At 67.0% G+C, this 20,934-nt stretch carries 21 protein-coding genes and 2 pseudogenes; 15 read left to right on the top strand and 8 right to left on the bottom strand.

Annotated features, from left to right (window positions below; translation table 11 throughout):
- Window positions 1-15 precede the first annotated feature (15 nt).
- Window positions 16-1,878 (top strand): glutamine--fructose-6-phosphate transaminase (isomerizing), encoded by a 1,863-nt coding sequence (gene glmS / locus AABN02_RS19600; protein ID WP_338416589.1) that lies wholly within the window; start codon window positions 16-18, stop codon window positions 1,876-1,878.
- A 172-nt stretch (window positions 1,879-2,050) separates the two neighbouring features.
- Here glmS and AABN02_RS19595 read toward each other — a convergent pair.
- Window positions 2,051-2,179, bottom strand: a pseudogene (locus AABN02_RS19595) (HNH endonuclease); the annotation flags it as partial.
- Between the two features lie 266 nt (window positions 2,180-2,445).
- A pseudogene (locus AABN02_RS19590) lies at window positions 2,446-2,685 on the bottom strand (VOC family protein); the annotation flags it as partial.
- Between the two features lie 119 nt (window positions 2,686-2,804).
- Here AABN02_RS19590 and AABN02_RS19585 point away from each other — a divergent pair.
- Together AABN02_RS19585 and AABN02_RS19580 are read left to right on the top strand one after the other, a co-directional pair.
- Window positions 2,805-3,218 carry a DUF6088 family protein gene (locus AABN02_RS19585; RefSeq protein ID WP_338416588.1) on the top strand — a complete coding sequence of 138 codons (414 nt, stop codon included), beginning with the start codon at window positions 2,805-2,807 and terminating at the stop codon, window positions 3,216-3,218.
- A 37-nt stretch (window positions 3,219-3,255) separates the two neighbouring features.
- Window positions 3,256-4,224, top strand: a complete 969-nt coding sequence (locus AABN02_RS19580) for a nucleotidyl transferase AbiEii/AbiGii toxin family protein (protein ID WP_338416587.1) — start codon at window positions 3,256-3,258, stop codon at window positions 4,222-4,224.
- 35 nt (window positions 4,225-4,259) lie between these two features.
- On the opposite strand, the gene AABN02_RS19575 is transcribed toward AABN02_RS19580, so the two are convergent.
- Complete coding sequence (locus AABN02_RS19575; RefSeq protein WP_338416586.1) at window positions 4,260-4,481, bottom strand: hypothetical protein; 222 nt, start codon at window positions 4,479-4,481, stop codon at window positions 4,260-4,262.
- Window positions 4,482-4,526: 45 nt separating this feature from the next.
- Between AABN02_RS19575 and AABN02_RS19570 the strand changes: the two genes are divergently transcribed.
- Window positions 4,527-5,009: a GreA/GreB family elongation factor gene (locus AABN02_RS19570; protein WP_338416585.1), complete on the top strand. Its 483-nt coding sequence runs from the start codon at window positions 4,527-4,529 to the stop codon at window positions 5,007-5,009.
- Window positions 5,010-5,028: 19 nt separating this feature from the next.
- The gene (locus AABN02_RS19565; protein ID WP_338416584.1) at window positions 5,029-6,021 is read left to right on the top strand and encodes a DUF3616 domain-containing protein; all 993 of its coding nucleotides are present in this window, start codon (window positions 5,029-5,031) and stop codon (window positions 6,019-6,021) included.
- A 118-nt stretch (window positions 6,022-6,139) separates the two neighbouring features.
- On the opposite strand, the gene AABN02_RS19560 is transcribed toward AABN02_RS19565, so the two are convergent.
- From AABN02_RS19560 to AABN02_RS19550, 3 genes are read right to left on the bottom strand one after another with little or no spacing between them, the layout of a single operon-like run.
- A complete protein-coding gene (locus tag AABN02_RS19560) occupies window positions 6,140-6,412 on the bottom strand; it encodes a VOC family protein (RefSeq protein WP_338416583.1) in 273 nt (90 codons plus the stop codon).
- Window positions 6,413-6,470: 58 nt separating this feature from the next.
- Window positions 6,471-7,586, bottom strand: coding sequence for an alpha/beta hydrolase (locus AABN02_RS19555; RefSeq protein WP_338416582.1), 1,116 nt, complete (start codon window positions 7,584-7,586; stop codon window positions 6,471-6,473).
- 46 nt (window positions 7,587-7,632) lie between these two features.
- A complete protein-coding gene (locus AABN02_RS19550; RefSeq protein WP_338416581.1) occupies window positions 7,633-8,211 on the bottom strand; it encodes a ferritin-like domain-containing protein in 579 nt (192 codons plus the stop codon).
- A 139-nt stretch (window positions 8,212-8,350) separates the two neighbouring features.
- On the opposite strand from AABN02_RS19550, the gene AABN02_RS19545 reads away from it, so the two are divergent.
- The 3 genes from AABN02_RS19545 to AABN02_RS19535 all read left to right on the top strand — a co-directional run bounded on the left by AABN02_RS19545 (window position 8,351) and on the right by AABN02_RS19535 (window position 10,172).
- A complete protein-coding gene (locus AABN02_RS19545; protein ID WP_338416580.1) occupies window positions 8,351-8,881 on the top strand; it encodes a CBS domain-containing protein in 531 nt (176 codons plus the stop codon).
- Window positions 8,882-8,982: 101 nt separating this feature from the next.
- On the top strand, window positions 8,983-9,717 hold the full coding sequence (locus AABN02_RS19540) for a tRNA-uridine aminocarboxypropyltransferase (RefSeq protein ID WP_338416579.1): 735 nt from the start codon (window positions 8,983-8,985) through the stop codon (window positions 9,715-9,717).
- A 158-nt stretch (window positions 9,718-9,875) separates the two neighbouring features.
- Complete coding sequence (locus AABN02_RS19535; RefSeq protein WP_338416578.1) at window positions 9,876-10,172, top strand: 2TM domain-containing protein; 297 nt, start codon at window positions 9,876-9,878, stop codon at window positions 10,170-10,172.
- Between the two features lies 1 nt (window position 10,173).
- Here the strand turns inward: AABN02_RS19535 and AABN02_RS19530 are convergent, their stop codons facing one another.
- Window positions 10,174-11,478: a sorbosone dehydrogenase family protein gene (locus AABN02_RS19530; protein ID WP_338416577.1), complete on the bottom strand. Its 1,305-nt coding sequence runs from the start codon at window positions 11,476-11,478 to the stop codon at window positions 10,174-10,176.
- 146 nt (window positions 11,479-11,624) lie between these two features.
- On the opposite strand from AABN02_RS19530, the gene AABN02_RS19525 reads away from it, so the two are divergent.
- Genes AABN02_RS19525 through queE form a run of 3 tightly spaced genes read left to right on the top strand, consistent with a single transcriptional unit; the run spans window position 11,625 to window position 14,501 of the window.
- Entirely contained in the window at window positions 11,625-12,704 is a 1,080-nt protein-coding gene (locus AABN02_RS19525; protein WP_338416576.1) for an alkene reductase, read from the top strand.
- Window positions 12,705-12,753: 49 nt separating this feature from the next.
- Window positions 12,754-13,869 carry a 6-carboxytetrahydropterin synthase gene (locus AABN02_RS19520; protein WP_338416575.1) on the top strand — a complete coding sequence of 372 codons (1,116 nt, stop codon included), beginning with the start codon at window positions 12,754-12,756 and terminating at the stop codon, window positions 13,867-13,869.
- On the top strand, window positions 13,866-14,501 hold the full coding sequence (queE, locus tag AABN02_RS19515) for a 7-carboxy-7-deazaguanine synthase (RefSeq protein ID WP_338416574.1): 636 nt from the start codon (window positions 13,866-13,868) through the stop codon (window positions 14,499-14,501). The genes AABN02_RS19520 and queE overlap by 4 nt, the downstream gene beginning before the upstream one ends.
- Window positions 14,502-15,157: 656 nt before the next feature.
- Here queE and AABN02_RS19510 read toward each other — a convergent pair.
- A complete protein-coding gene (locus tag AABN02_RS19510; protein WP_338416573.1) occupies window positions 15,158-15,286 on the bottom strand; it encodes a hypothetical protein in 129 nt (42 codons plus the stop codon).
- Between the two features lie 324 nt (window positions 15,287-15,610).
- Here AABN02_RS19510 and AABN02_RS19505 point away from each other — a divergent pair, with 324 nt between their 5' ends.
- From AABN02_RS19505 to AABN02_RS19490, 4 genes are read left to right on the top strand one after another with little or no spacing between them, the layout of a single operon-like run.
- Window positions 15,611-17,329 (top strand): site-specific DNA-methyltransferase, encoded by a 1,719-nt coding sequence (locus tag AABN02_RS19505; RefSeq protein WP_338416572.1) that lies wholly within the window; start codon window positions 15,611-15,613, stop codon window positions 17,327-17,329.
- 29 nt (window positions 17,330-17,358) lie between these two features.
- Window positions 17,359-20,079, top strand: a complete 2,721-nt coding sequence (locus AABN02_RS19500) for a DEAD/DEAH box helicase family protein (RefSeq protein WP_338416614.1) — start codon at window positions 17,359-17,361, stop codon at window positions 20,077-20,079.
- 15 nt (window positions 20,080-20,094) lie between these two features.
- Window positions 20,095-20,352 carry a DUF2442 domain-containing protein gene (locus tag AABN02_RS19495; RefSeq protein ID WP_338416571.1) on the top strand — a complete coding sequence of 86 codons (258 nt, stop codon included), beginning with the start codon at window positions 20,095-20,097 and terminating at the stop codon, window positions 20,350-20,352.
- 52 nt (window positions 20,353-20,404) lie between these two features.
- On the top strand, window positions 20,405-20,758 hold the full coding sequence (locus tag AABN02_RS19490) for a TfoX/Sxy family protein (protein WP_338416570.1): 354 nt from the start codon (window positions 20,405-20,407) through the stop codon (window positions 20,756-20,758).
- Window positions 20,759-20,934: the final 176 nt, after the last annotated feature.

The raw sequence follows: 20,934 nt of genomic DNA, 5'->3' as shown, positions 1-20,934 counted from the left end.
AAGGGAAGTCCAACCATGTGCGGAATCGTCGGCGCCGTCAGCCAGCGCAACATCGTCCCCATCCTGCTCCAGGGTCTGCAGCGCCTCGAATACCGCGGTTATGACTCCTGCGGCGTCGCGGTCCACCAAGGGGGCCAGCTGCGCCGCTCGCGCAGCACCTCGCGCGTGGCCGAGCTGGACGCCATGGTCCTGCAGGACGGCATCGAAGGCCTCGTCGGCATCGCCCACACCCGCTGGGCCACCCACGGCGCCCCGGCTGTCCACAACGCCCACCCGCACTTCTCGCACGGCACCGGCGCCGACGCCAAGAGCGCCAAGGCCGGCCGCATCGCGCTGGTGCACAACGGCATCATCGAGAACCACGACGAACTGCGCGCCGAGCTGCGTGCCCGCGGCTACGAGTTCACCAGCCAGACCGACACCGAGGTCATCGCCCACCTGATCGACTCGCTCTACCAGGGCGACCTGTTCGACGCGGTGCAGAGCGCGCTGCCGCACCTGCGTGGCGCCTACGCGATCGCGGTGTTCTGCCAGGAAGAGCCGCTGCGCGTCGTTGGCGCGCGTGAAGGCTCGCCGCTGGTGCTGGGCGTGGGCAAGGGCGAGAACTTCCTTGCCTCGGACGCGATGGCGCTGGCCGGCGTGACCGACCAGATCGTCTACCTGGAAGAGGGCGACGTGGTCGACCTGCAGCAGGGCAAGTACTGGATCACCGGCAAGGGTGACGGCGGCGCCCGCGTGCGCATCGACCGCCCGGTCAAGACCGTCAACGCCCACAGCGGCGCGGCCGAACTGGGCCCGTACCGCCACTACATGCAGAAGGAAATCTTCGAGCAGCCGCGCGCCATCGCCGACACGCTCGAAGGCATCGAAGGCATCACCCCGGACCTGTTCGGCGACGACGCGGCCGAGGTGTTCAGCCAGATCGACAAGGTGCTGATCCTCGCCTGCGGCACCAGCTCGTATTCGGGCATGACCGCCAAGTACTGGCTGGAAAGCATCGCCAAGATCCCGGCCCAGGTCGAGATCGCCAGCGAGTACCGCTACCGCGACAGCGTGCCCGACCCGAAGACGCTGGTCGTCACCATCAGCCAGAGCGGCGAGACCGCCGACACGCTGGCCGCGCTGAAACACGCCCGCGCCCAGGGCATGACGCAGACGCTGACCATCTGCAACGTCTCGACCAGCGCGATGGTGCGCGAGTGCAAGCTGTCGTTCATCACGCACGCCGGGGCGGAAATCGGCGTGGCCTCGACCAAGGCGTTCTCGACGCAGCTGGTGGCGCTGTTCCTGCTGACGCTGGTGCTGGCCAAGCAGCGCGGGCACCTGCCGGAGACGGGCGAAGCCGCCGCGCTGCGCAATCTGCGCCACCTGCCGGCCGCCGTGCAGTCGGTGCTGGCGCTGGAGCCGCAGATCATCGCGTGGGCCGAGCTGTTCACGCCGAAGCAGAACGCGCTGTTCCTGGGCCGTGGCCGCCACTACCCGATCGCGCTGGAAGGCGCCTTGAAGCTCAAGGAAATCAGCTACATCCACGCCGAGGCCTACCCGGCCGGCGAGCTGAAGCACGGCCCGCTGGCGCTGGTGGACGCGGCCATGCCGGTCGTCACCATCGCGCCGAACGACCAGCTGCTGGAGAAGCTCAAGAGCAACATGCAGGAAGTCCGTGCGCGCGGCGGCGAGCTGTTCGTCTTCGCTGATGCCGACACGCGCATCGAGAACGAGCCGGGCGTCCACGTCATTCGCATGCCGGAGCATTACGGCGCGCTGAGCCCGATCCTGCACGTCGTGCCGCTGCAGTTGCTGGCGTATCACACGGCGTGTGCGCGGGGGACGGATGTGGACAAGCCGCGGAATCTGGCGAAGTCGGTGACGGTGGAGTGAGGAAAGGGCCTTCGGGCCATTTCCTTCCCGCTGGCTTTGGTGCGCTGGTTCTGGCAGAAGTAGCGCCACCCCAGAGCAGGACAGGTTTCGGCAGCCATTGCCCTCGGTGAACGCGCCGCCTGACTTCGGTTTTGTAGCGTTCAGGCGCTGGCGGATGCTTGCGTTTGTGCCGGGTGCGGTTGCAGTGCAGACAAGCGGCCACGATGTTGGACCTGTCATCTCGGCCGCCGTCGCTGCGTGCGATCAGGTGTTCGGCGGTACAGCGCAAGGCAGAAGGGCCGACAGAGCCTGCACACCACATGCGCAGGCCACAGTAATAGCATTTACCGCCCTGGAGATCGAACGCGGATTGTCGGGATTTTTGAAGTGGTTGTTTCATGGGGACTCCGAACTGGAAAGTCCCCGAGACGGCTTTGCCATTCGTCGGGCATCGGGGCATTGCGCTCAGCCGATGGTGCTGCAGGTAACCTGACAGCGGGTTCAACCTCCCGGTCGAACGCGTAGCGAGTTTGCCGAATCGTATCGATATTGGCAAGGACTGGCGAGCGTTTCACCCGCGCCGCGCCGGCTCGCCTGCCCGCCGTTGCCGATGATCGCATCCCAATAGCGGTCGGTTTCCGCCTGGTCGTCGGTCGCCACCTGGAACGAGCACGCTTCGCTTTGTGGAAAGAGCGGGCCGCCGTTCAAGCCGATGCAGGGGATGCCCATCACGGTGAATTCCACCGTCAGCACATCGCCCTCCTGGCCCATCGGGTAGTCGTCTGGTGCGCGGAGGACTGTACCCACCGCGCTCTCCGAGACCGTTTTGACCTCCAGATGTGGACACCGTCTTCCGATATGATTGAGCTGTCTTAGCGAGAAAAAACAAATAACCACAATAGGTTAGATGAATTTTCTTCCGAAGTTCCTGACCGGAGTTCGTCGCCATGAACATCACCGACCGCATCAAACGCTCAGTCCAGCGTCGCCATGAACTGGTCCTGCGCCCTGCGGACTTCCAGGCGTTCGGGAGCGAGGCGTCGGTCAAGCGTGCCCTGAAGGAGCTGGTGGACCAAGGGCTGCTGGTGAGATTGGGCGTGGGGCTGTATGCCAAGGCCAAGCGCAGCGTGCTCTCTGGACAGCCCATTCCGGTCCGTCCTCTGGAGGAACTGGGCCCGATGGCGCTGACCCGACTCGGCGTCGAGCTGCGCGAATCCATCCGCATCCGTGACTACAACGCCGGCCGGACCACCCAGGTGCCAACGGGCATCGTCGTCAACACCGGACGCCGCCGCATCACCCGCAAGATTGGCTTCAACGGCAAGTTCGTCGAGTACGAACACGATCGCGTGAAGGCATGAACGGCGTGACCGCAGGCGACATGGAAGGTCCGCCGAGATGAGGAAGCTCTCTCCGGACCGACTGGACCTCATCGAGGCGCTGCTGGCCGAGACCGACACCGGGGGCATCACGGCAGCCCTTCTGGAGAAGGACGAGCACCTGACCGCGGCATTGCGCGCCGTCTTCGGCCTGCGATTCGAGCACGCCACGCTGGTCTTCTGCGGCGGAACCAGCCTCTCGAAGGCACACGGCCTGATCGAACGGATGTCCGAAGACGCGGACATCAAGGTCGTGCTGGCCGACAGCACGGCGGGCTGGCCCAAGACCAGACTGCGGCGTTACCTGGGCAACGAGGTGCGTCACCGCATCCTGGAGACCCTGGCCTCCACGGGGCTGTCCGAGGATGAAGCGCAGCGCCGTTCGTTGAACGACAACCGGTACGTTCACAGCCAGTGGGCGTATGAGCGCGCCTACGGCGGTGTTACCGCGCTGCGCCCGAATCTGCAGTTCGAACTGGTCGTGCGCCGCCCGCTGCTGCCCACGATCGTCAAGAACATCGGCTCCCTCACGGATCGACTTGCACAGCGGACAGGGGCGGCGTGCCCGATCCCGGTCATTGCGGTAGCGGAGACCCTCGCCGAGAAGGTGCTGTCCTTCCTGCGCCGCTTTGCGCTGCACCGTGCGGGAAGAATGCCGCAGGCGTGGGACACCGCGCTGGTGCGACACGTGTACGACGTTCACTGCATCGTGTCGCGTGCGCCGGTTGCCGTGGAGGATGGTGTCCGCGCATTTGCCGCGCTGATGCAGGGTGACATCGACGAATTCGGCTACCAGCATCCAGCGTTCGCTGCGAATCCCAAGGCCGTGCTGGGGCAGGCGCTGGATGCAGGCGGAACCGACGCGCAGACGCGCAGGGAGTACGACGAGGTGCTGTTGCCCTTGGTCTATGGTCGGGGCAAGTACCCATTCGATGAAGCCTGGGCATCGTTCGAGTGCGTGGCTCGGCAGATGCTGAGCGAGTCCTGAACCGGCCCGTCAACCACGCCGCGCCACCTCGATCGTCAGCCCGCCAGCATCTCCATCGGCACCGAAAACCGCCCCGCCAGCGCCTGCACCTGCCGCAGATTGAGCCGCCGCTTGCCGGCCAGCACCTCGGACACAGCGCAGCCGACGCGTCGGCCCGCGAAGGGCGCAGACTGCCCGTGACGGCTGGAAAAACCCGACGCATGGCTGAAGTTGACCGTCAGCCGACAGAAGCGTCGAAGGCAGGTGGAGCCCTTCATAATCAAAACCTGACCCCCGCTTGTTCGAGAGGCCTACCTTTCACCATGGATAAATTCTTGCTGCAGCAGCAGGTCCTGCAACGGCTCTCCGAAGACCTGCTGCAGGCCGAAGAGGCCGTGCGGGAGGCCCATGAGACGGCGACGCACGAAGAAAACATCGCCGAAAACAAGTACGACACCTTGGGACTCGAAGCCGCCTACCTCGCCACCGGCCAAGCCCGTCGCGCCGAAGCCATCCGCCAGGCACTGGCCCATTGGCGCCAATTCCGCCCGCTCCCCTACGACGCCAGCAAAGGCATACAGCTCGGCGCGCTGGTCTGCCTGGTCGATGCTGACGACAAGCAGCAACAGCTCTTTCTCGGCCCGGATGGAGGCAGCATGCGGTTGGTCAGCGGCGATCAGCTCGTTCAGGTCATCAGCAGCGATGCCCCTTTGGGCAGGGCCATGCTGGGTAAATGCGAGGGTGATGAGGTGTCGATACAGGTCGCCCCCAAGCGACTCCAGTTCGAGGTGCTGCGGGTGCTTTGAGCCGCAAGCAAGGATCAGCATGCCATTGCCCCACGCGTTTTCGATGTTGTCGGCCCTCGCGCTGACGCTGTTCGCCGGCTCCGCGTCGGGCGCACCCGCCTCCGCCGCCATGACCTACCGCGGTGCGTGCGACGCGTCGGCTGCCGTCGCCCTGGACGCCGATCATTTTGTCGTCGCGGGCGACGAGGACAACACGTTGCGCGTCTACCGGCGCGGCCGGCCGGAGCCCGTGGGCGAGGCGCCGCTCGCCGCCTTCCTCGACAGCGGCAACAAGGAGTCGGATCTCGAAGCGGCGGCGGCTGTCGGCAAGCGCATTTACTGGATCGCCTCCCACGGCCGCAACAGCAAGGGCAAGCTGCGGCCCGACAGGCAGCGTTTCTTCGCCACCGACATCGATCCGGGTGCGCAGCCGGGTGTCGCCCCGGCAGGAACGCCTTACCGCGGTCTGCTCGAAGACCTGGCCGCCGCGCCGACGTTGGCGGGTCTGCGTCTCGGCGATGCCGCGCAGCTCGCACCCGAGGCGCCCGGCGGGCTCAACATCGAAGGGCTGGCGGCCATGCCCGATGGCAGCCTGCTGGTTGGATTCCGCAACCCGGTGCCCAACGGCCGGGCACTGCTGGTGCCGTTGCTCAACCCCTCAGAGCTGGTGACGGCCGTGCCTGGGCGCAAGGCACGCTTCGGCGAGCCCATCCTGCTCGAACTGCGCGGCCGTGGTGTTCGCAGCATCGAACGCGCCCTGGACGGCCGTGGTTACTGGATCGTCGCCGGGTCGGCCTCCGACGCCAGTGTGTTCACGCTGTACCGCTGGTCGGGTCAGGCCAAAGACGCGCCGCGGATCGTCGACAGCAGCGAGCTTGTCGGCTTCAGGCCGGAGGCGCTGCTCGAGCTGCCGGGAGGCGGCGGCACCTTGCAGATCCTGAGCGACGACGGCGGCGTCGTGACCAACGGCACGGCGTGCAAGGACCGGCCGATGACTGCGCAGGAGTTCCGCAGTATCACGCTGCAACCCTGAGCGCAGAGGAGGCCGCGCCGCAGATTGGGTCGAGAAATCGCGGCTCGGCGACGGTGCTCGCTCGCGGGTGCGAAATGCCGAATGGAACATGAAGCGGCTGAACGACTGCATCCGACGGTCACCCCCGCCGCGCCGCCTCGATCGCTGCGATCAGCGCCCGCGGCGCGTGATCTGCCACGACACCCCCCCACCGGTCCTTGCACCACCCGCACGCGCTCGCCTGCCCACCGTTGCCGATGACCGCGTCCCACAGCCGATCCGTTTCGGCCTGGTCGTCGGTCGCCATCTGGAATGAGAAGGCTTCGCTGTGGGGGACGATCTCGGCGTAGAAGCGCGCGGCGTCCAGCGCCGCGCTGTCGTACCAGAGGCAGATGGTGTTCTTGCGAACCACGGCAATAGCCTGCCCGCGTTCCGCGGTCGCACCGATCGGATCGCGCGCGGCCCCCGCTTCAGCGCTGCAGGAACACCCGCAGCGCCTCGTTGAACACCGGCGCGTGCGACACGTTCACCCCGTGCGGCGCACCGGCTATCCGCACCAGCTGGCTGTTGTGCACGGCGCGGTGGGTGCGCAGGCCCGAGGCCTCGATGGGCACGATGGCGTCCGCGTCACCGTGGATCACCAGCGTGGGCACAGTCACCTTCTTCAGGTCATCGCGGAAGTCGGTCGTGCTGAACGCGTCCATGCAGGCCAGCGCGGCGTGTGGTGCGGACTGGTGGCACAGCGCGAGCGCGGCGCCGCGTTGCGCTTCGCTGACCTGCAGCACGCCCTGGGCCGAGAAGAAGTCCCGCGTGAACTGCTCGAAGAAGGCGCCGCGGTCGTCCCGGAGCGCCTGCTTCTTGCGCTGGGCCACGTCGGGCGTGAGCGGGCCGTCGGGGTTGTCGGCCGACTGCATCAGGTAGGGCGGCACGGCCGAGGCAAACACCACGCTGTGCAGGCGCGACTCGCCGATCCGGCCGATGTAGCGCGCCACCTCGCCCCCGCCCATCGAGAAGCCCACCAGCGTCACGTCCTGCAGGCCGCACTGGTCCAGCACGCGCTGCAGGTCGTCGGCCAGCGTGTCGTAGTCATAGCCGGATTCCGGCTTGTCGGAGCGGCCGAAGCCCCTGCGGTCATAGGCCACCACGCGGTAGCCTGCCGCCCGCAGCACCGACACCTGGGGCGCCCAGGCCTCGGCCGACAGCGGCCAGCCGTGGATCAGCACCACCGGCCGGCCACCGCCGCCGCTGTCGTCGATGTGCAGGTGCACGCTGTCCGACGGCACCTCCGCCGCACCAGCCGCCGCGCCGCCCAGCGCGCCAGCCACGGCCCCCAGCGTGGCCCCGACCACCACGCCGAGCGGCCCGGCGACCGCGACGCCGATGACCGCGCCCGTCGCCATGCCCGCCACCACGCCGCCGCCCATCAGCACCGAGTTGGCCTCGCGCCTGGCGTCCTGCGGATCGAGTGCGGTCTGTGCGGCGGGATCGGGGTCCTGCGACGGGATGCCGTGGCCGGGGTGGGCCTGGCTGGCCAGATCTTCGTCGGCCGGTGCGGGGCTGGACGATGCGGCGGTGGATGGGGTCATGGGGTTCTCCTGAGACGGATGCAGATCACGGGGTGCCGGACGTCAGTCAGGCCGACAGCCAGTCGCGCAACTCTTCGGCGTGGGCTTGCTCGGCGCTCAGGAGGTCCTCGATGAGCCGGCGTGTCGTCGAGTCCTTGTCGCCGATCAGCGCGACCATCTGGCTGTAGGCCTCGATGGCAACCCGCTCGGCGATCAGGTTGGCCCGGATCATCGCCGTCAGGTCTTCGGAGTCGTCATAGGCGGCATGGCTGCGCCGCGTCAGCGAATCGGGCGAGAAGTCCGGCTTGCCGCCGAGCTGGACGATCCGCCGGGCCAGCAGGTCGGCGTGTTCCGTCTCCTCGTTGGCGTGCACCAGAAACTCTTCGGCGATCTTGGGCGACGCCAGGCCCTGCGCGGTGAAATGGTGGCGCTTGTAGCGCAGTGCGCACACCAGTTCGGTGGCGAGGGCGTCGTTCAGCAGCTGGATGATGTCGGTGCGCCAGGGTCCGTAGTGCGGCGTCACGGCCCCTTGATCCAGACTGCGCTTCGCTCCTTCGAGGGCTTTCAGGTCCAGCACCAGGCGCGGACCGGCCTGCGTTCCGGATGCCTTCGGATCAAGAACCGCGGCGAGGGTCGGATGGGTCATGTGGAACTCCAAGGGTGAACAAGTGCCTCAAAGTCTCGGCGCTTGTGCGGTGTGCGTCTGTGTGCTGAGCAACAGACGCGGCGGGTGCCGGCCGCGACCATGGCCAACCCTGTCCCAACCCTGTCTGAAAGGCTCCACCATGCACACGCCGACGCCCTCGATGACCGGCCACGCGGCGCCCGAGAGTCCGCCCGTCGCTGCCGCAGAGGCCCGCGCGGTGGCCCCGCTGCGGGTCAGTGACCTCGGCGCCGTGGCCCGTTCCCGCTTGCTGACGGTGACCGCGCAGGCCCCGCTGGTCGAGGTGGCGGCGCTGCTGTCGAGCGCGCAGATCAGCGTGGTGGTCGTCACCGATCTGGCGGGGGCCGCGGTGGGCGTCATCACCGAAACCGTGCTGGTGAAGCGTCTTGGCCTGGGGCAGGCGGACTTCTTCACCACCTGTGCCGGCGACGTGATGCTGCGGGAATTCACCGTCTGTGCGCCGGACGATCTGCTCTCCGACGTGCTGGCGAGGATGCATGAGCGCGGCCTCATCCACGTGGTGCTCGTCGACGCCAGCCACACGCCGCTGGGTGTCGTGAATGCCCGCGACGGCTTGCGCGCGCTCCTGGCGGCGGGCAACCACGAAGAGGCGCTGTTGCGGAACTACGTGATGGGCATCGGCTACCAGTGAGCCGCCGCCACCGGCGTCATTCTGCAAGGGTGGCTGCATCCCTGACTGGTGCACGGCCCACAGGGTGCAGATCTTCGCCGAGGCCCCGTAGACTCCCCGCCATGCCCCACGCCGTCGCCCGCCTGCGCGCCACCTGCCTCGCGACCAGCCTCACCCGCCCGCACCTCGACCGCGGCCCGCCGCGCAAGGACCGCTGCCCCCGCTGCCGCCTGGTCCCGAGCCACTGCCTGTGCGCGCTGCAGCCGGTGGTCCCGACCCGCGCGGGTTTTTGCCTGCTGATGGCCGAGTTCGAGCCGCTCAAGCCGAGCAACACGGGCTGGCTGGTCGCCGATGTCGTGCCGGACACGGCGGCCTTCGGCTGGTCGCGGATTGCCGTGGACCCGGCGTTGCTGGCGCTGCTGGACGATCCGCAGTGGCAGCCCTATGTGGTGTTCCCTGCCGAGTTCGCTGCGCCCGAGCGGGTCGTGACCGAGCTGGCGCCCGCGGGGCCGGCGGGCGAGGAGGGGGCGCGTCCGCTGTTCATCCTGCTGGACGGCACCTGGTCCGAGGCCTGCAAGATCTTCCGCAAGAGCCCGTGGCTGAACCGGTTTCCGGTGCTGAGCCTGCACCCGGACCAGCTCTCGCGCTACCGGCTGCGCCGCTCCACGCACGCGCACCACTTCTGCACCTCGGAAGTGGCGGCGCTGTGCCTCGCCATGGCTGGCGAGACCCACGCGGCGCAGGTGCTGGAAGCCTGGCTGGACGTGTTCAGCAGCCGCTACCTGCGCGCCCGGCAGAGCGTGCCAGTGGATGCGGACGACGCCGCGCACCAGCAGTTGCGGGCGCTGCGCGGGTAACTGGGCCGACCAGGGACGGGCGCCGTTCGCGCCACGCCCAGGCACTTCGCTCCGCCGGATCGGCACTTCATCGCAAGGGGCTGGTGGGCGGACCGGTGCGGGGCCAGACTGCAGGCATTCCTTCCCGCACCCGGTCTCGCCGACCAGAAAGGTTCGCCATGCACACCGTCTCCCTGGACACCACGGATGCGCTGCAACTGCAGCGACTGGCGCGCCGCCGCGTGGCGCTGAAGATGGGGTTTTTCATCCACGCGCTGGTGTTCACGCTGGTGAACCTGGGCCTGCTCACGCTGCACGCGGTCACTGGCGGCGAGCGGGGCGTCCATGTGCCGCTGTGGGGCTGGGCCTTCGGGCTGGCCATCCACGGCACGGTGGTCTTCACCCGGCTGCACACGCAGGGCCTGCGCGAGCGGCTGGTGGCCCGGGAGGTCGAGCGTCTGCGGGCGAAGGGCTGAGTCAGGCCGCGCTGACCCGCCAGATGGCGTTGCCCACATCGTCCGCCACCAGCAGACTGCGCCCGTCCGCGCCGATCGTCACGCCGACCGGGCGCCCGTAGGAGGCCGACTCGTCCGGCGCGAGGAAGCCGCTGAGGATGTCGCGCGGCGGGCCGGCGGGCTTGCCATCGACAAAGGGAATGAAGATGACCCGGTAGCCGCTGAGCGTGCTGCGGTTCCAGGAGCCGTGCTGGCCGATGACCATGCCGTCCGGGTAGCCGGGCAGGGTGCCTGCGGGCATCCAGCACAGGCCGAGCGACGCCGTGTGGCCACCGAGCGCGTAGTCGGGGGCGATGGCACGGGCGACGGCCGCCGCGTCCTGCGGCACGCGGTCGTCCACCGTGCCTCCCCAGTAGCTGTAGGGCCAGCCGTAGAAGCCGCCGTCGCGCACGGAAGTGAGGTAGTCCGGCGGGGTCTCGTCGCCCAGGCCGTCGCGCTCATTGACCACGGTCCAGAGCGCGCCTGTCACCGGCTCCCAGGCCAGCCCGACCGGGTTGCGCAGACCGGCCGCGAAGGTGCGGCTGCGGCCGGTGGCGAGGTCGATGGCGTAGATGCAGGCGCGGCCCTGCTCGACCTCGAACCCGCTCTCGGCGATGTTGCTCAATGAGCCGACGCCGGCATAGAGCGTGCGGCCGTCCGGGCTGGGCAGCAGGCTGCGGGTCCAGTGGCCGCCCGGCTTGAACGAGGCCACGGGCTTGCCTGCGGCGGTGATCCGCGTGGCGCCCGGCGTGTAGGGAAAGGCCACCACGCCATCGGTGTTGCCGACGTAGAAGGTCTCGCCCAGCAGCGCCATGCCGAAGGGCTGGCTCAGGCCGGACAGGAAGGTCTCGCGCGTCTCGGCCACGCCGTCGCGGTCGGCGTCGCGCAGCAGGGTGATGCGGTTCGGGCTGATGCCGGTGGCGGCGGCGCGTTTCATCGTGCTGACCATCGCGTGGTCGAACAACGAGTTGACCTCGCCCGGCAGGAAGCAGGCCTCGGCGACAGTGACATCGCCATTGGGCAGCACGTGCATCCAGCGCGGGTGGTCGAGGCCGGTGGCGAAGGCGTTGACCTGCAGACCGGCGGCGGCCACTGGTTTCTGACCCGGCGCCCAGCCTTTGGCGGTGGGCATCTTCAGCGTGGGCATGCGGCCCTGCGGGCGCGCTTCGGGGATGGTCGGCGCGGTGCCGACGGCCTGCGCAGGCACCGGGCCTTGCCGGCGGCGCCAGCGGATGGCGGCACTGCCCGCCAATGCAACGATCTGCGCAAGCGCGTTCGACGAACTCATGGCACCACTCCGCGGCTGGGGGAGGTGCATGGTACGCCGCGGGGCCTGTTTCCCGATCAACTCTGGTTTTTCCGTCCGCCAGCCCCATGTCGGTGGTTTGGCCAAGCCTGTCTTGCCCGATCCCGTTGCCTACCCAAGGAACCCGCATGCTGTTCGATTCCGTCCAAGTCCGCGCGCTGACCCTGCACAACCGCACCGTCATGGCCCCGATGACCCGCAGTCGCGCCGTCGAGGCCAACACCCCGAACGCGCTGATGGCCGAGTACTACGCCCAGCGCGCCAGCGCCGGCCTGATCGTCACCGAGGGCACGTCCCCGTCACCGAACGGCCTCGGCTACGCCCGCATCCCCGGCCTGTACAACGTCGAGCAGGTCGCCGGCTGGAAGCTGGTCACCGACGCGGTCCACGCCCAGGGCGGCAGGATCGTCATCCAGTTCATGCACACCGGCCGCGTCACCCACGTCGCCAACCTGCCGGCCGGCGCCGAAGTGGTCGGCCCGGTCGATGGTGCCTGCCCCGGCGAGATGTACGTGGACGCGCTCGGCATGCAGCCGCACACCCCGGCCCGCGCCATGACCGAGGCCGACATCGCCCACGCCGTCGCCGAATACGCCCAGGCAGCGCGGCTGGCGATCGAGGCTGGCTTCGACGGCGTCGAGCTGCACGCGGCCAACGGCTACCTGATCGAGCAGTTCCTCAACGCCAACGTCAACACCCGCACCGACGGCTACGGCGGCAGCATCGCGGGTCGCAATCGCTTTGCTCTGGAAGTCGCCCGCGCCTCGGTGGCCGCGATCGGCGCCGAGCGTGTCGGCATCCGCCTGTCGCCGCACGGCGTGTTCAACGGCACCGGCCCCTTCGCGGACGTCGATGCGCAGGTCCTCGCGCTGGTGCAGGAACTCTCCACGCTCGGGCTGATGTACGTGCACGTGCTGGACCACTCGGCGATGGGCGCACCCCTGGTGCCGGCCGCGCTGAAGGCAACGCTGCGCGCGGCGTTCCAGGGGCCGTTCATCCTCGCCGGTGGTTTCGACGCCGCCAGCGCCGAGCAGGCCCTCGTGGACGGGCAGGCCGACCTCATCGCCTTCGGTCGCCCCTTCCTCGCGAACCCGGATCTGGTCGCGCGGATGCAGGCCGGCGCGCCACTGAACGCGCCGGACTTCGGCACCTTCTACACGCCGGGCGCCAAGGGCTACACCGACTATCCGGCGCTCGGCGCCCAGTGATGCGCCGCTGAGCCGGCGGGCGGGCGCGGGCGTCGGTGAAAATGCCGCCATGCCCCCCCGCCAGCTCCACTCCGCCTCTGCCGGCTTCGAAGCCGCCCTGCACGTCGACCTTCTGCCCGCCGGCCACCGCTCGCGCCGCCTGCACGGCCACAGCTTCTTCGCCACCGTGCGTGCCGAGCTGCCTGCGGGCTGGGCGCCGTTCCCGGGCGGCGAGGTGGCCGAGCTGCAGCGCCGCATGGAGGCCTGCGTCGCGCCGCTCGACTACGCCCGGCTCAACGACCTCGACGGCCTCGCCCAGCCGACCGACGAGAACATCGCCCGCTGGATCCGCACCCGGCTGGAAACCGTGTTCGACGTGCCCGGCATCGTGCAGATCGGTGTCCAGAGCACGGCCCACACCGGCGTCGACCTCGACCGCGCCGGCCACGCCCACCTCTGGCGCCGCTACCGCTTCCAGGCCGCGCACCGCCTGCCCAACGTGCCGCTCGGCCACAAGTGCGGGCGGATGCATGGCCACGGCTTCGAGGTCATCCTGCACGCCGACCAGGACATCGGCGCCAGCGACCTCGGCATCGACTACGACCGCATCGACGCGGTCTGGGCGCCCTTCCACACCCTGCTGAACTACCACTGCCTCAACGAGATCGCCGGGCTGGAGAACCCCACCAGCGAGGTCCTCTCCGCCTGGCTGTGGCAGCGCCTGAAGCCGCTGCTGCCCGAGCTGTCCTGGGTGACGGTGTACGAGACCGGCTCCTGCGGCGCCAACTTCGACGGCACGCACTACCGCATCTGGAAGGAGCTGACGCTCGACAGCGCCATCCGCCTGAAGCACGCGCCGGCCGGCAGCCCGCTCGGCGCGCTCCACGGCCACACCTACACGCTGCGCCTGCACCTCAGCGCCGAACTCGACACCGTGCAGGGCTGGACGGTCGATTTCGGCGACGTGAAGACGCAGTTCGATCCGATCTTCAAGGCCATCGACCACCGCCCGCTCTACGAGATCGCCGACCTGCCGGACGGGGATGCGCTCTCGCTGGCGCGCTGGGTGCTGGACAAGGGCCGCGCGGCGCTGCCGGAACTCGACCGGGTCGATCTGTATGAAACGCGGGGCTGCGGCGCCATCGTGATCGCCGCGACCGCCACGCAGGAGCTGGTGCCGGTATGACCTATGCCGTGAAAGAGCTGTTCTACACGCTGCAGGGCGAGGGCGCGCAGGCGGGCCGCGCGGCGGTGTTCTGCCGCTTCGCCGGCTGCAACCTGTGGACCGGGCGCGAGGAAGACCGCGCCGCGGCCGTCTGCACCTTCTGCGACACCGACTTCGTCGGCACCGATGGCCAGGGCGGCGGCAAGTTCACGACGCCCGAGGCGCTGGCCGACGCGGTCGCGGCGCAGTGGCCGGCGGGCGCGGGCGGGCGGCCCTACGTCGTCTGCACCGGCGGCGAGCCGCTGCTGCAGCTGGACGCGCCGCTGGTCGACGCGCTGCACGCCCGCGGCTTCGAGGTCGCCGTGGAAACCAACGGCACCCAGCCCGCCCCCGCCGGGCTGGACTGGATCTGCGTCAGCCCCAAGGCGGGTGCCGCGCTGCAGCTCACCCGCGGCGACGAGCTGAAGCTGGTCTACCCGCAACTGCTGGCGCGGCCCGAGCGCTTCGCCGCGCTGGACTTCACGCACTTCTTCCTGCAGCCGATGGACGGCCCGCAGCAGGCCGAGAACACCCGCGCGACCGCCGCCTACTGCATGGCGCATCCGCAGTGGCGGCTGGGCGTGCAGATGCACAAGGTGGTCGGCATCGACTGACCGGGACCGCCAGTCGACCAACCCTGTCGCGCCACCCGGCCTCTCCGTCATCCTCGCGAAGGCGAGGACCCACCTCGACCAACCACCGTTCACACCGTGCGTGGGTGCCCGCCTGCGCGGGCATGACGGGCGGGGCGGGGGCCTCCATGCTGTGGCTGTCGCCGCCGTCGCTTCCACTGCCTCTGGCCCATGCCCGATAGAACAATTCCCCGGGGAAGGACTTGTCGCCCGCGCTCCCCGAGGGACCGGAGAGAGGGAAGGAGGGAGCGAAGGGGCAAGCCTCGACCCTGCACGCCGCGGCGGTGAAGCCTGGCCGGCGTGTGGGGCTGGCCCCTGGGCGTGGACGGCGTGACGCGGACCATCGGTCGGTCAGTCGGTCGCATTCGGGGATCGCGGGCGGTTTCGACGCGCGCGACAGGCTGCCTTCAGGGCTCGAACGCCCCACCACACCCGTGGCAGCTTGCGCCTCTGGGTCGCCGGTGTCGTGGTTCCCGCTCTACCGGCGTGGGTGGCCCGCGCGCCGAGCCGGGACGCGCACAGGGGGCGACAAGTCCGTGGAAGAGAACCCCTGTGGCGTGACGTGCAGACGCGCGAGCGCCGACGGGCGCCCCGCGGTGGTGGGGGCGCTCGGAGTCGGTCGGTCCGTGGTGGGCGGGTCAGCTCAGGCGGGGAGGTCGGGGGCGCCAGCGGTCGAGGGCGATGACGCGGAAGGTGCGTTCACGCAGCGCGAGGCGGCGCAGCCAGCAGGGGAGCAGGCGGATGGGGAAATGGATGGTGTCAGCCATGAATGGCTCCTCGTGACAGGTTTGAACCTGCCTCCCTCCCTGCCAAGAGAGGGGTGGCAGACCGTGCGGGTTGGCAGACCGGACGAGGACCGGCAGGGGTTTCCCCCTCCCGCACGGCCCGCCATAGACGAAGCCATGCGCGCAGCTCACGCGCCGTATGGACGTGAAAAAGCCGCGTCAGGCGCGGCTACTGCGCCTCGTACCGGGCTGCCAAGCCCGTGCCCGCAGTGTGTGCGAGCGGTGCGGATGCTACACCAGCCGCGACGTGTTCAGCCAGTGCGGTCGCATAGACTGCCGGCTGGTCCAAAAGCATAGAAATTGAACATGCCGACACTGCACTGGGTAGGAAAAGAGAAGGTCGTCAACCACCACCATGACGTGCCGTTCCGTGTGCTGAACAAGGAATACAGTTTCCGTGCGGATACGGGTTTACCCCCCCCCTCCCGCGAAACCAACACGACTGACAACCGGATCATCCACGGCGACAACCTCGAAGCCCTGAAGAGCCTGCTGCCCGAGTTCGAGGGCCGGGTGAAATGCATCTACATCGATCCGCCCTACAACACGGGCAACGAAGAATGGCGCTACAACGACGCCGTCAATGACCCAAAGATACAGCGTTGGCTGGGTCAGGTCGTGAAGAAGGAAGGCGAGGATCTGTCGCGGCACGACAAGTGGTTGTGCATGATGTATCCGCGGTTGAAACTGCTGCATCGGCTGCTCCGATCTGATGGCGTTCTGTTCGCCAGCATTGATCGCAATGAGATGGCGACCTTCAAGCTCCTGCTCGAAGAAGTCTTTGGCTCCGGCAACTGGGTAGGTGAAATCGCGTGGCGCAACGTCACGGACAACAACCCGACCAACATCAGCCTTGAACACGAATACGTGTTGTGCTTTGCCAAGAGCCGGTCAGCATTGAGTCCGGTCTGGAAGTCTCCCTACTTGGGGGCAAAGGAGCGGCTGATCGAGCTTGGTCACCAACTTGCCAGCGAGTACTCGGACAAGAAGAAGCTGCAAGCTGCTTATTCACAATGGTTCCGCGAGCACAAGGCAGAACTCTGGCCGTTTCAGGACTACAAGTTCATCGACACCGACGGCATCTATACGGGCAGCCGCAGCGTTCATAACCCCGGCAAGGAGGGGTACCGCTACGACGTATTTCATCCGGTGACCAAGCGACCATGTACCCAGCCTCTGATGGGCTACCGATTTCCGCCTGAAACCATGCAGGAACTGCTGTCTACGGATCGCATTCTTTTTGGAGAAGACGAAACCAAGCTCATCGAACTGAAGCTCTACGTGAAGGACTACAAGGCGAAGCTTGCTTCCGTGATCGAACTTGACGGACGCACCGGTACAAACGAGTTGAAGGGAATTTTCACCGAAAGCAATCGGCCGTTCGACTACCCGAAGCCTTCTGTGCTCTTGGAGGATCTACTTGGCTTTGCCACAGACCCGAATGACATCGTTCTTGATTCCTTCGCTGGTTCTGGAACTACCGGTCATGCCGTTCTAAAGCTGAACGCCCAAGACGGTGGTCAGCGCCGCTTCGTACTGATCGAACTTGGCGAGTTCGCGGAAACCATTACTGCGGAGCGTGTGCGCAGGGTTGCTATTGGCTATGGTGAAGGCACCAAGAAAGTCACTGGACTTGGCGGCGGCTTCGACTTCTACACCGTCGGCGCACCGATGTTCCTGCCAGATCAAAACCTTAATGAAGCCGTCGGCACCGAAGCCATCCGCGGATACGTGGCCTACAGCGAAGGCATCCCGCCCGACCAGCGCACCACGCCCGAGAACTCGTACACCCCGTACCTGCTCGGCCTGAACTGCGACACGGCGTGGATCTTTCACTACGAATCCGACCGCCCCACCAGCCTGGACATGGACTTCCTGTCGAGCCTGCGCTTCGGCGGCGACACCGGCAACGCCAAACCCGGCACGGTGATCATCTACGCCGACCGCTGCCTGCTGGCAAAGGATTTCATGACACGGCACGGGATCATTTTCAAGAAGATCCCCCGCGACATCACCCGCTTCTGATCCAGAAGAACAACGACAGGAGCAGGAACATGGAACTCAAGGACTATCAGGCCCGCGTGCTCGCCGACCTCGGCAGCTATCTGGAAGCGCTCGACCGCACGCCCAACCTCGCACAAGCTTTCCAGGAACACTGGGCCGACAAGGGCGTGCGGGTCGGCAGCGTCGGCAGTCAGGCCGGCATGGCGCCCTACAAGAACACGGTCCCCGGCGTGCCGCACGTCTGCGCCAAGGTGCCGACCGCTGGCGGCAAAACATTCATCGCCGTCAACGCGCTGGACACGATCTTCACGGCGCTGTCCAAACGCAGCCCCCGGCGCCCGAAGCTGGTGGTGTGGCTGGTGCCGTCGCTGACTATCCTCGACCAGACGGTGAAGGCCCTGGCCACGCCCGAGCACCCCTATCGGCGTCGGCTCGACCAGTTGTTCCAGCACCGTGTGGCGGTATACGAAAAACGCGACCTGCTCATGGGCGCCGGCTTCTCCCACGACACCGCGCAGGCGCAGTTATCCATCGTGGTCATGAGCTTCGATTCCCTGCGGGCGAAGAACAAGGAAGACCGCAAGATCTACCAGGACAACGGCTATCTCGCGTCATTCCTCCAGCCCGATCAGGGCGATCCGAGCGACTGGCTGCTGCCAGAGTACGACGCCTCCGCGCTGATCAACGTGATTCGGCGGCTGCGCCCGGTCGTCGTGGTGGACGAGAGCCACAACGCGGAAAGCCAACTGTCCGTGGAGATGCTCAACAACCTGAACCCGGATTTCATCCTCGACCTGACCGCCACGCCGCGCCAGAACAGCAACATCGTCAGCTATGTGGACGCCTTGGCGCTGAAGAAGCAGCACATGGTGAAGCTGCCGGTGATCGTCGCCAACCGCAGCAGTAAGGCCGAGGTGATCGAAGCGGCGCTGATGATGCGCCGACAGCTCGAAGACATCGCCCTGCAGCAAGAAAAGGCAGGCGGCAAGTACATCCGACCCATCGTGCTGTTCCAGGCGCAGCCGCGCACCGCGGACGACAACACCACGTTCGAGAAGATCCGGGAAGCCTTGATTGCGCTGAAAGTCCCCGCCGAGCACATCAAGATCAAGACCGCCGATCTCAACGAACTCAAGGGCGTGGACCTGATGAGCCGGGACTGTCCGGTGCGCTACATCATCACCGTCAACGCGCTGAAGGAAGGCTGGGATTGCCCGTTCGCCTACGTGCTGGCATCACTGGCGGACAAGACCTCTGCAGTGGACGTGGAGCAGATCCTGGGTCGGGTGCTCCGCATGCCGCATGTGCACCAGCACGGCCATGACCTGCTGAACCTGTCCTATGTGTTCACGGCCAGCAACCGCTTCATGGACACGCTGCACAGCGTGGTGAAGGGACTCAACCGCGCAGGGTTCACGAACAAGGACTATCGCGAGATCGAAGCGCCGCTACCTGCGGAGGCCGAGGCGCTACCGGGGGAGCAGCTTCCCCTGGCCGACTGGGTTGCAACAACCGGCTCCGGCGGTGTGGACGGTGCGACCGATGAACTCGATGTGAGCAGCGTTTCACCGGAGTGGGAGGCCAACGCGAATGCCGTGACGGCCGAGCAATCCACCGGCGCAACCAGCCCAGGCATCGAGCCGGTTGTCACACCAGAACCGGCATCGGCGGGCGCAGCCTTCGTTGCCAGCGTCACAGCCCAAGCGCAGGCCGAAAACCAAGCATTCGACGCACAAGCGCAGACCAGAAACGACGATATTCCGCCTGAACTGGAAGACAAGATGAACCGCCACAAGATCAAGGACATCTTCCAGGAGGAGGCGCTGGCTGTGCGTCTGCCCCAGTTCTTCATCCGGGTCCAGAACGGCGGATTCTTCGATTCAGACCAGCCCTTCCAGTTGTTCGAACGCGAGGAGCTGCTGAAGGAATTCCGGCTGTCCCAGTGCGATGCGACGATATCTTTCGAGGATGTCGAAACCGAGGTCTACCGCATCGATCTGGAGCAACTGGGGGTCGGCGACTACGCGCCGCGGGCGTTCAAGCTGGCCGCGCATGAACGCGCGCAGTTCACGACCTATCTGCTGGGCCTGTCCCGAGACAGCCAGGTGATGAATCTGGTGTCGCGCCTCGCCGAACTGATCGGCAATCTGTACCCCATCAGCGACCCGGAGGTGAAGGCGTACATCCGCCGCGTGGTGGAGGGCATGAACCCCGAGCAGATCCGGGACTGCATCGAACGTGATGTTTCCTATGTCCGCAAGATCCGGCAGAAGATCACCACGCTGTCGAATGCCCATGCGGTCAAGGCGTTCACCGACATGCTGGATGTGGACCGTGTCGCTGTTCAGCCCAGCTTTGCATTCCCCCCGTCCATCACGCCGAGTGCGAATGCGTCCGCCGTACCGAAAAGCCTCTACGTCACGGAAGCGGCCATGGGCGACTTCGAGCGCCGCCTGATCAACGACATCGCCAATCTGGACAGCGTGCAGTGGTGGCACCGGAACCTGTCGCGGGGCAAGGGATTCAGGATCAATGGCTTCCTGAACCACTATCCGGACTTCATCGTGAAGACCAAGGCCGGCCGGTTCATCGTGCTGGAAACCAAGGGTGATGACCGCGACAACACCGACTCCGAGCTGAAGCTGAAGCTCGGCAAGCTGTGGGAGGCCAAGGCTGGTCGGGGCTGGCGTTACATGATGGTGTTCGAGAACAACCCCGTCGATGGCGCCGAGCGGCTGTCGGATGCGTTGCGCAAGCTGGCGCAGCTTTGAATGCCTCGGTGCGCAATGCATTGGGATGTCAAGACCGTCAAGCCGCTGCCGGAGTACCGCCTGTATGTGGAAATCGAGGACGGCCGGCGCGGCATCTTCGACATGAAACCGTATCTGGAGCGCGGCGTGTTCCGTGAACTCAAGGACGAGCGCTATTTCAGGCGTGTCGGCATCCTCTACGGCGCCGTGACCTGGCCCCATGAGCAGGACATCGCGCCCGAAACACCGCTGGTTGAGATGGCGCCAGTGCAGGATGCGCCTGCATGGAACTGAATGACTTGCGGATGCGCTTGACGCCCGCCGCCGCCAGCGCTCGAATCCGCCCATGTCCACCGACCGCACCTTCATCGACCACCTCGCCGACCAGCTCCACGGCTTCGGTGCCTTCGCCCACCGCAAGATGTTCGGCGAGTACGCGCTCTACCTGGACGCCAAGGTCGTCGCGCTGGTCTGCGACAACCAGCTCTTCGTCAAGCCGACCGACGCTGGCCGCGCGCTGCTCGGGCCGGACGCCGCGATGGGGCCGCCGTACCCGGGCGCGAAGCCGCATTTCCAGGTGTCCGACCTGATCGACGAGCGGGAAGCGCTGGCGCGGCTGCTGCGGGTCACCGCCGAGGCGCTGCCCGAACCGCCGCCAAAGAAGCCGAAAAATCCGAAATTGCCGCGCAAGTTGGCATGAGTCAGGAATTACGGGATCGGGGATGCCCCAAGGACAAGGGCTGTGCAATGGTGTATGGGGGGAGATAAAATGTTCCCCTACAGAAACTAATCGGTACCAGTTCTTCACGCCAGCTTCATGTGGCCGGTAAAAAGTCACACATGAACAGTACCAAGTCTTTGATGTCGCGGCCGATC

Source organism: uncultured Sphaerotilus sp. (genome assembly GCF_963924895.1).
Classification (GTDB): domain Bacteria; phylum Pseudomonadota; class Gammaproteobacteria; order Burkholderiales; family Burkholderiaceae_C; genus Sphaerotilus.
This window is presented reverse-complemented; position numbering and strand designations above follow the sequence as displayed.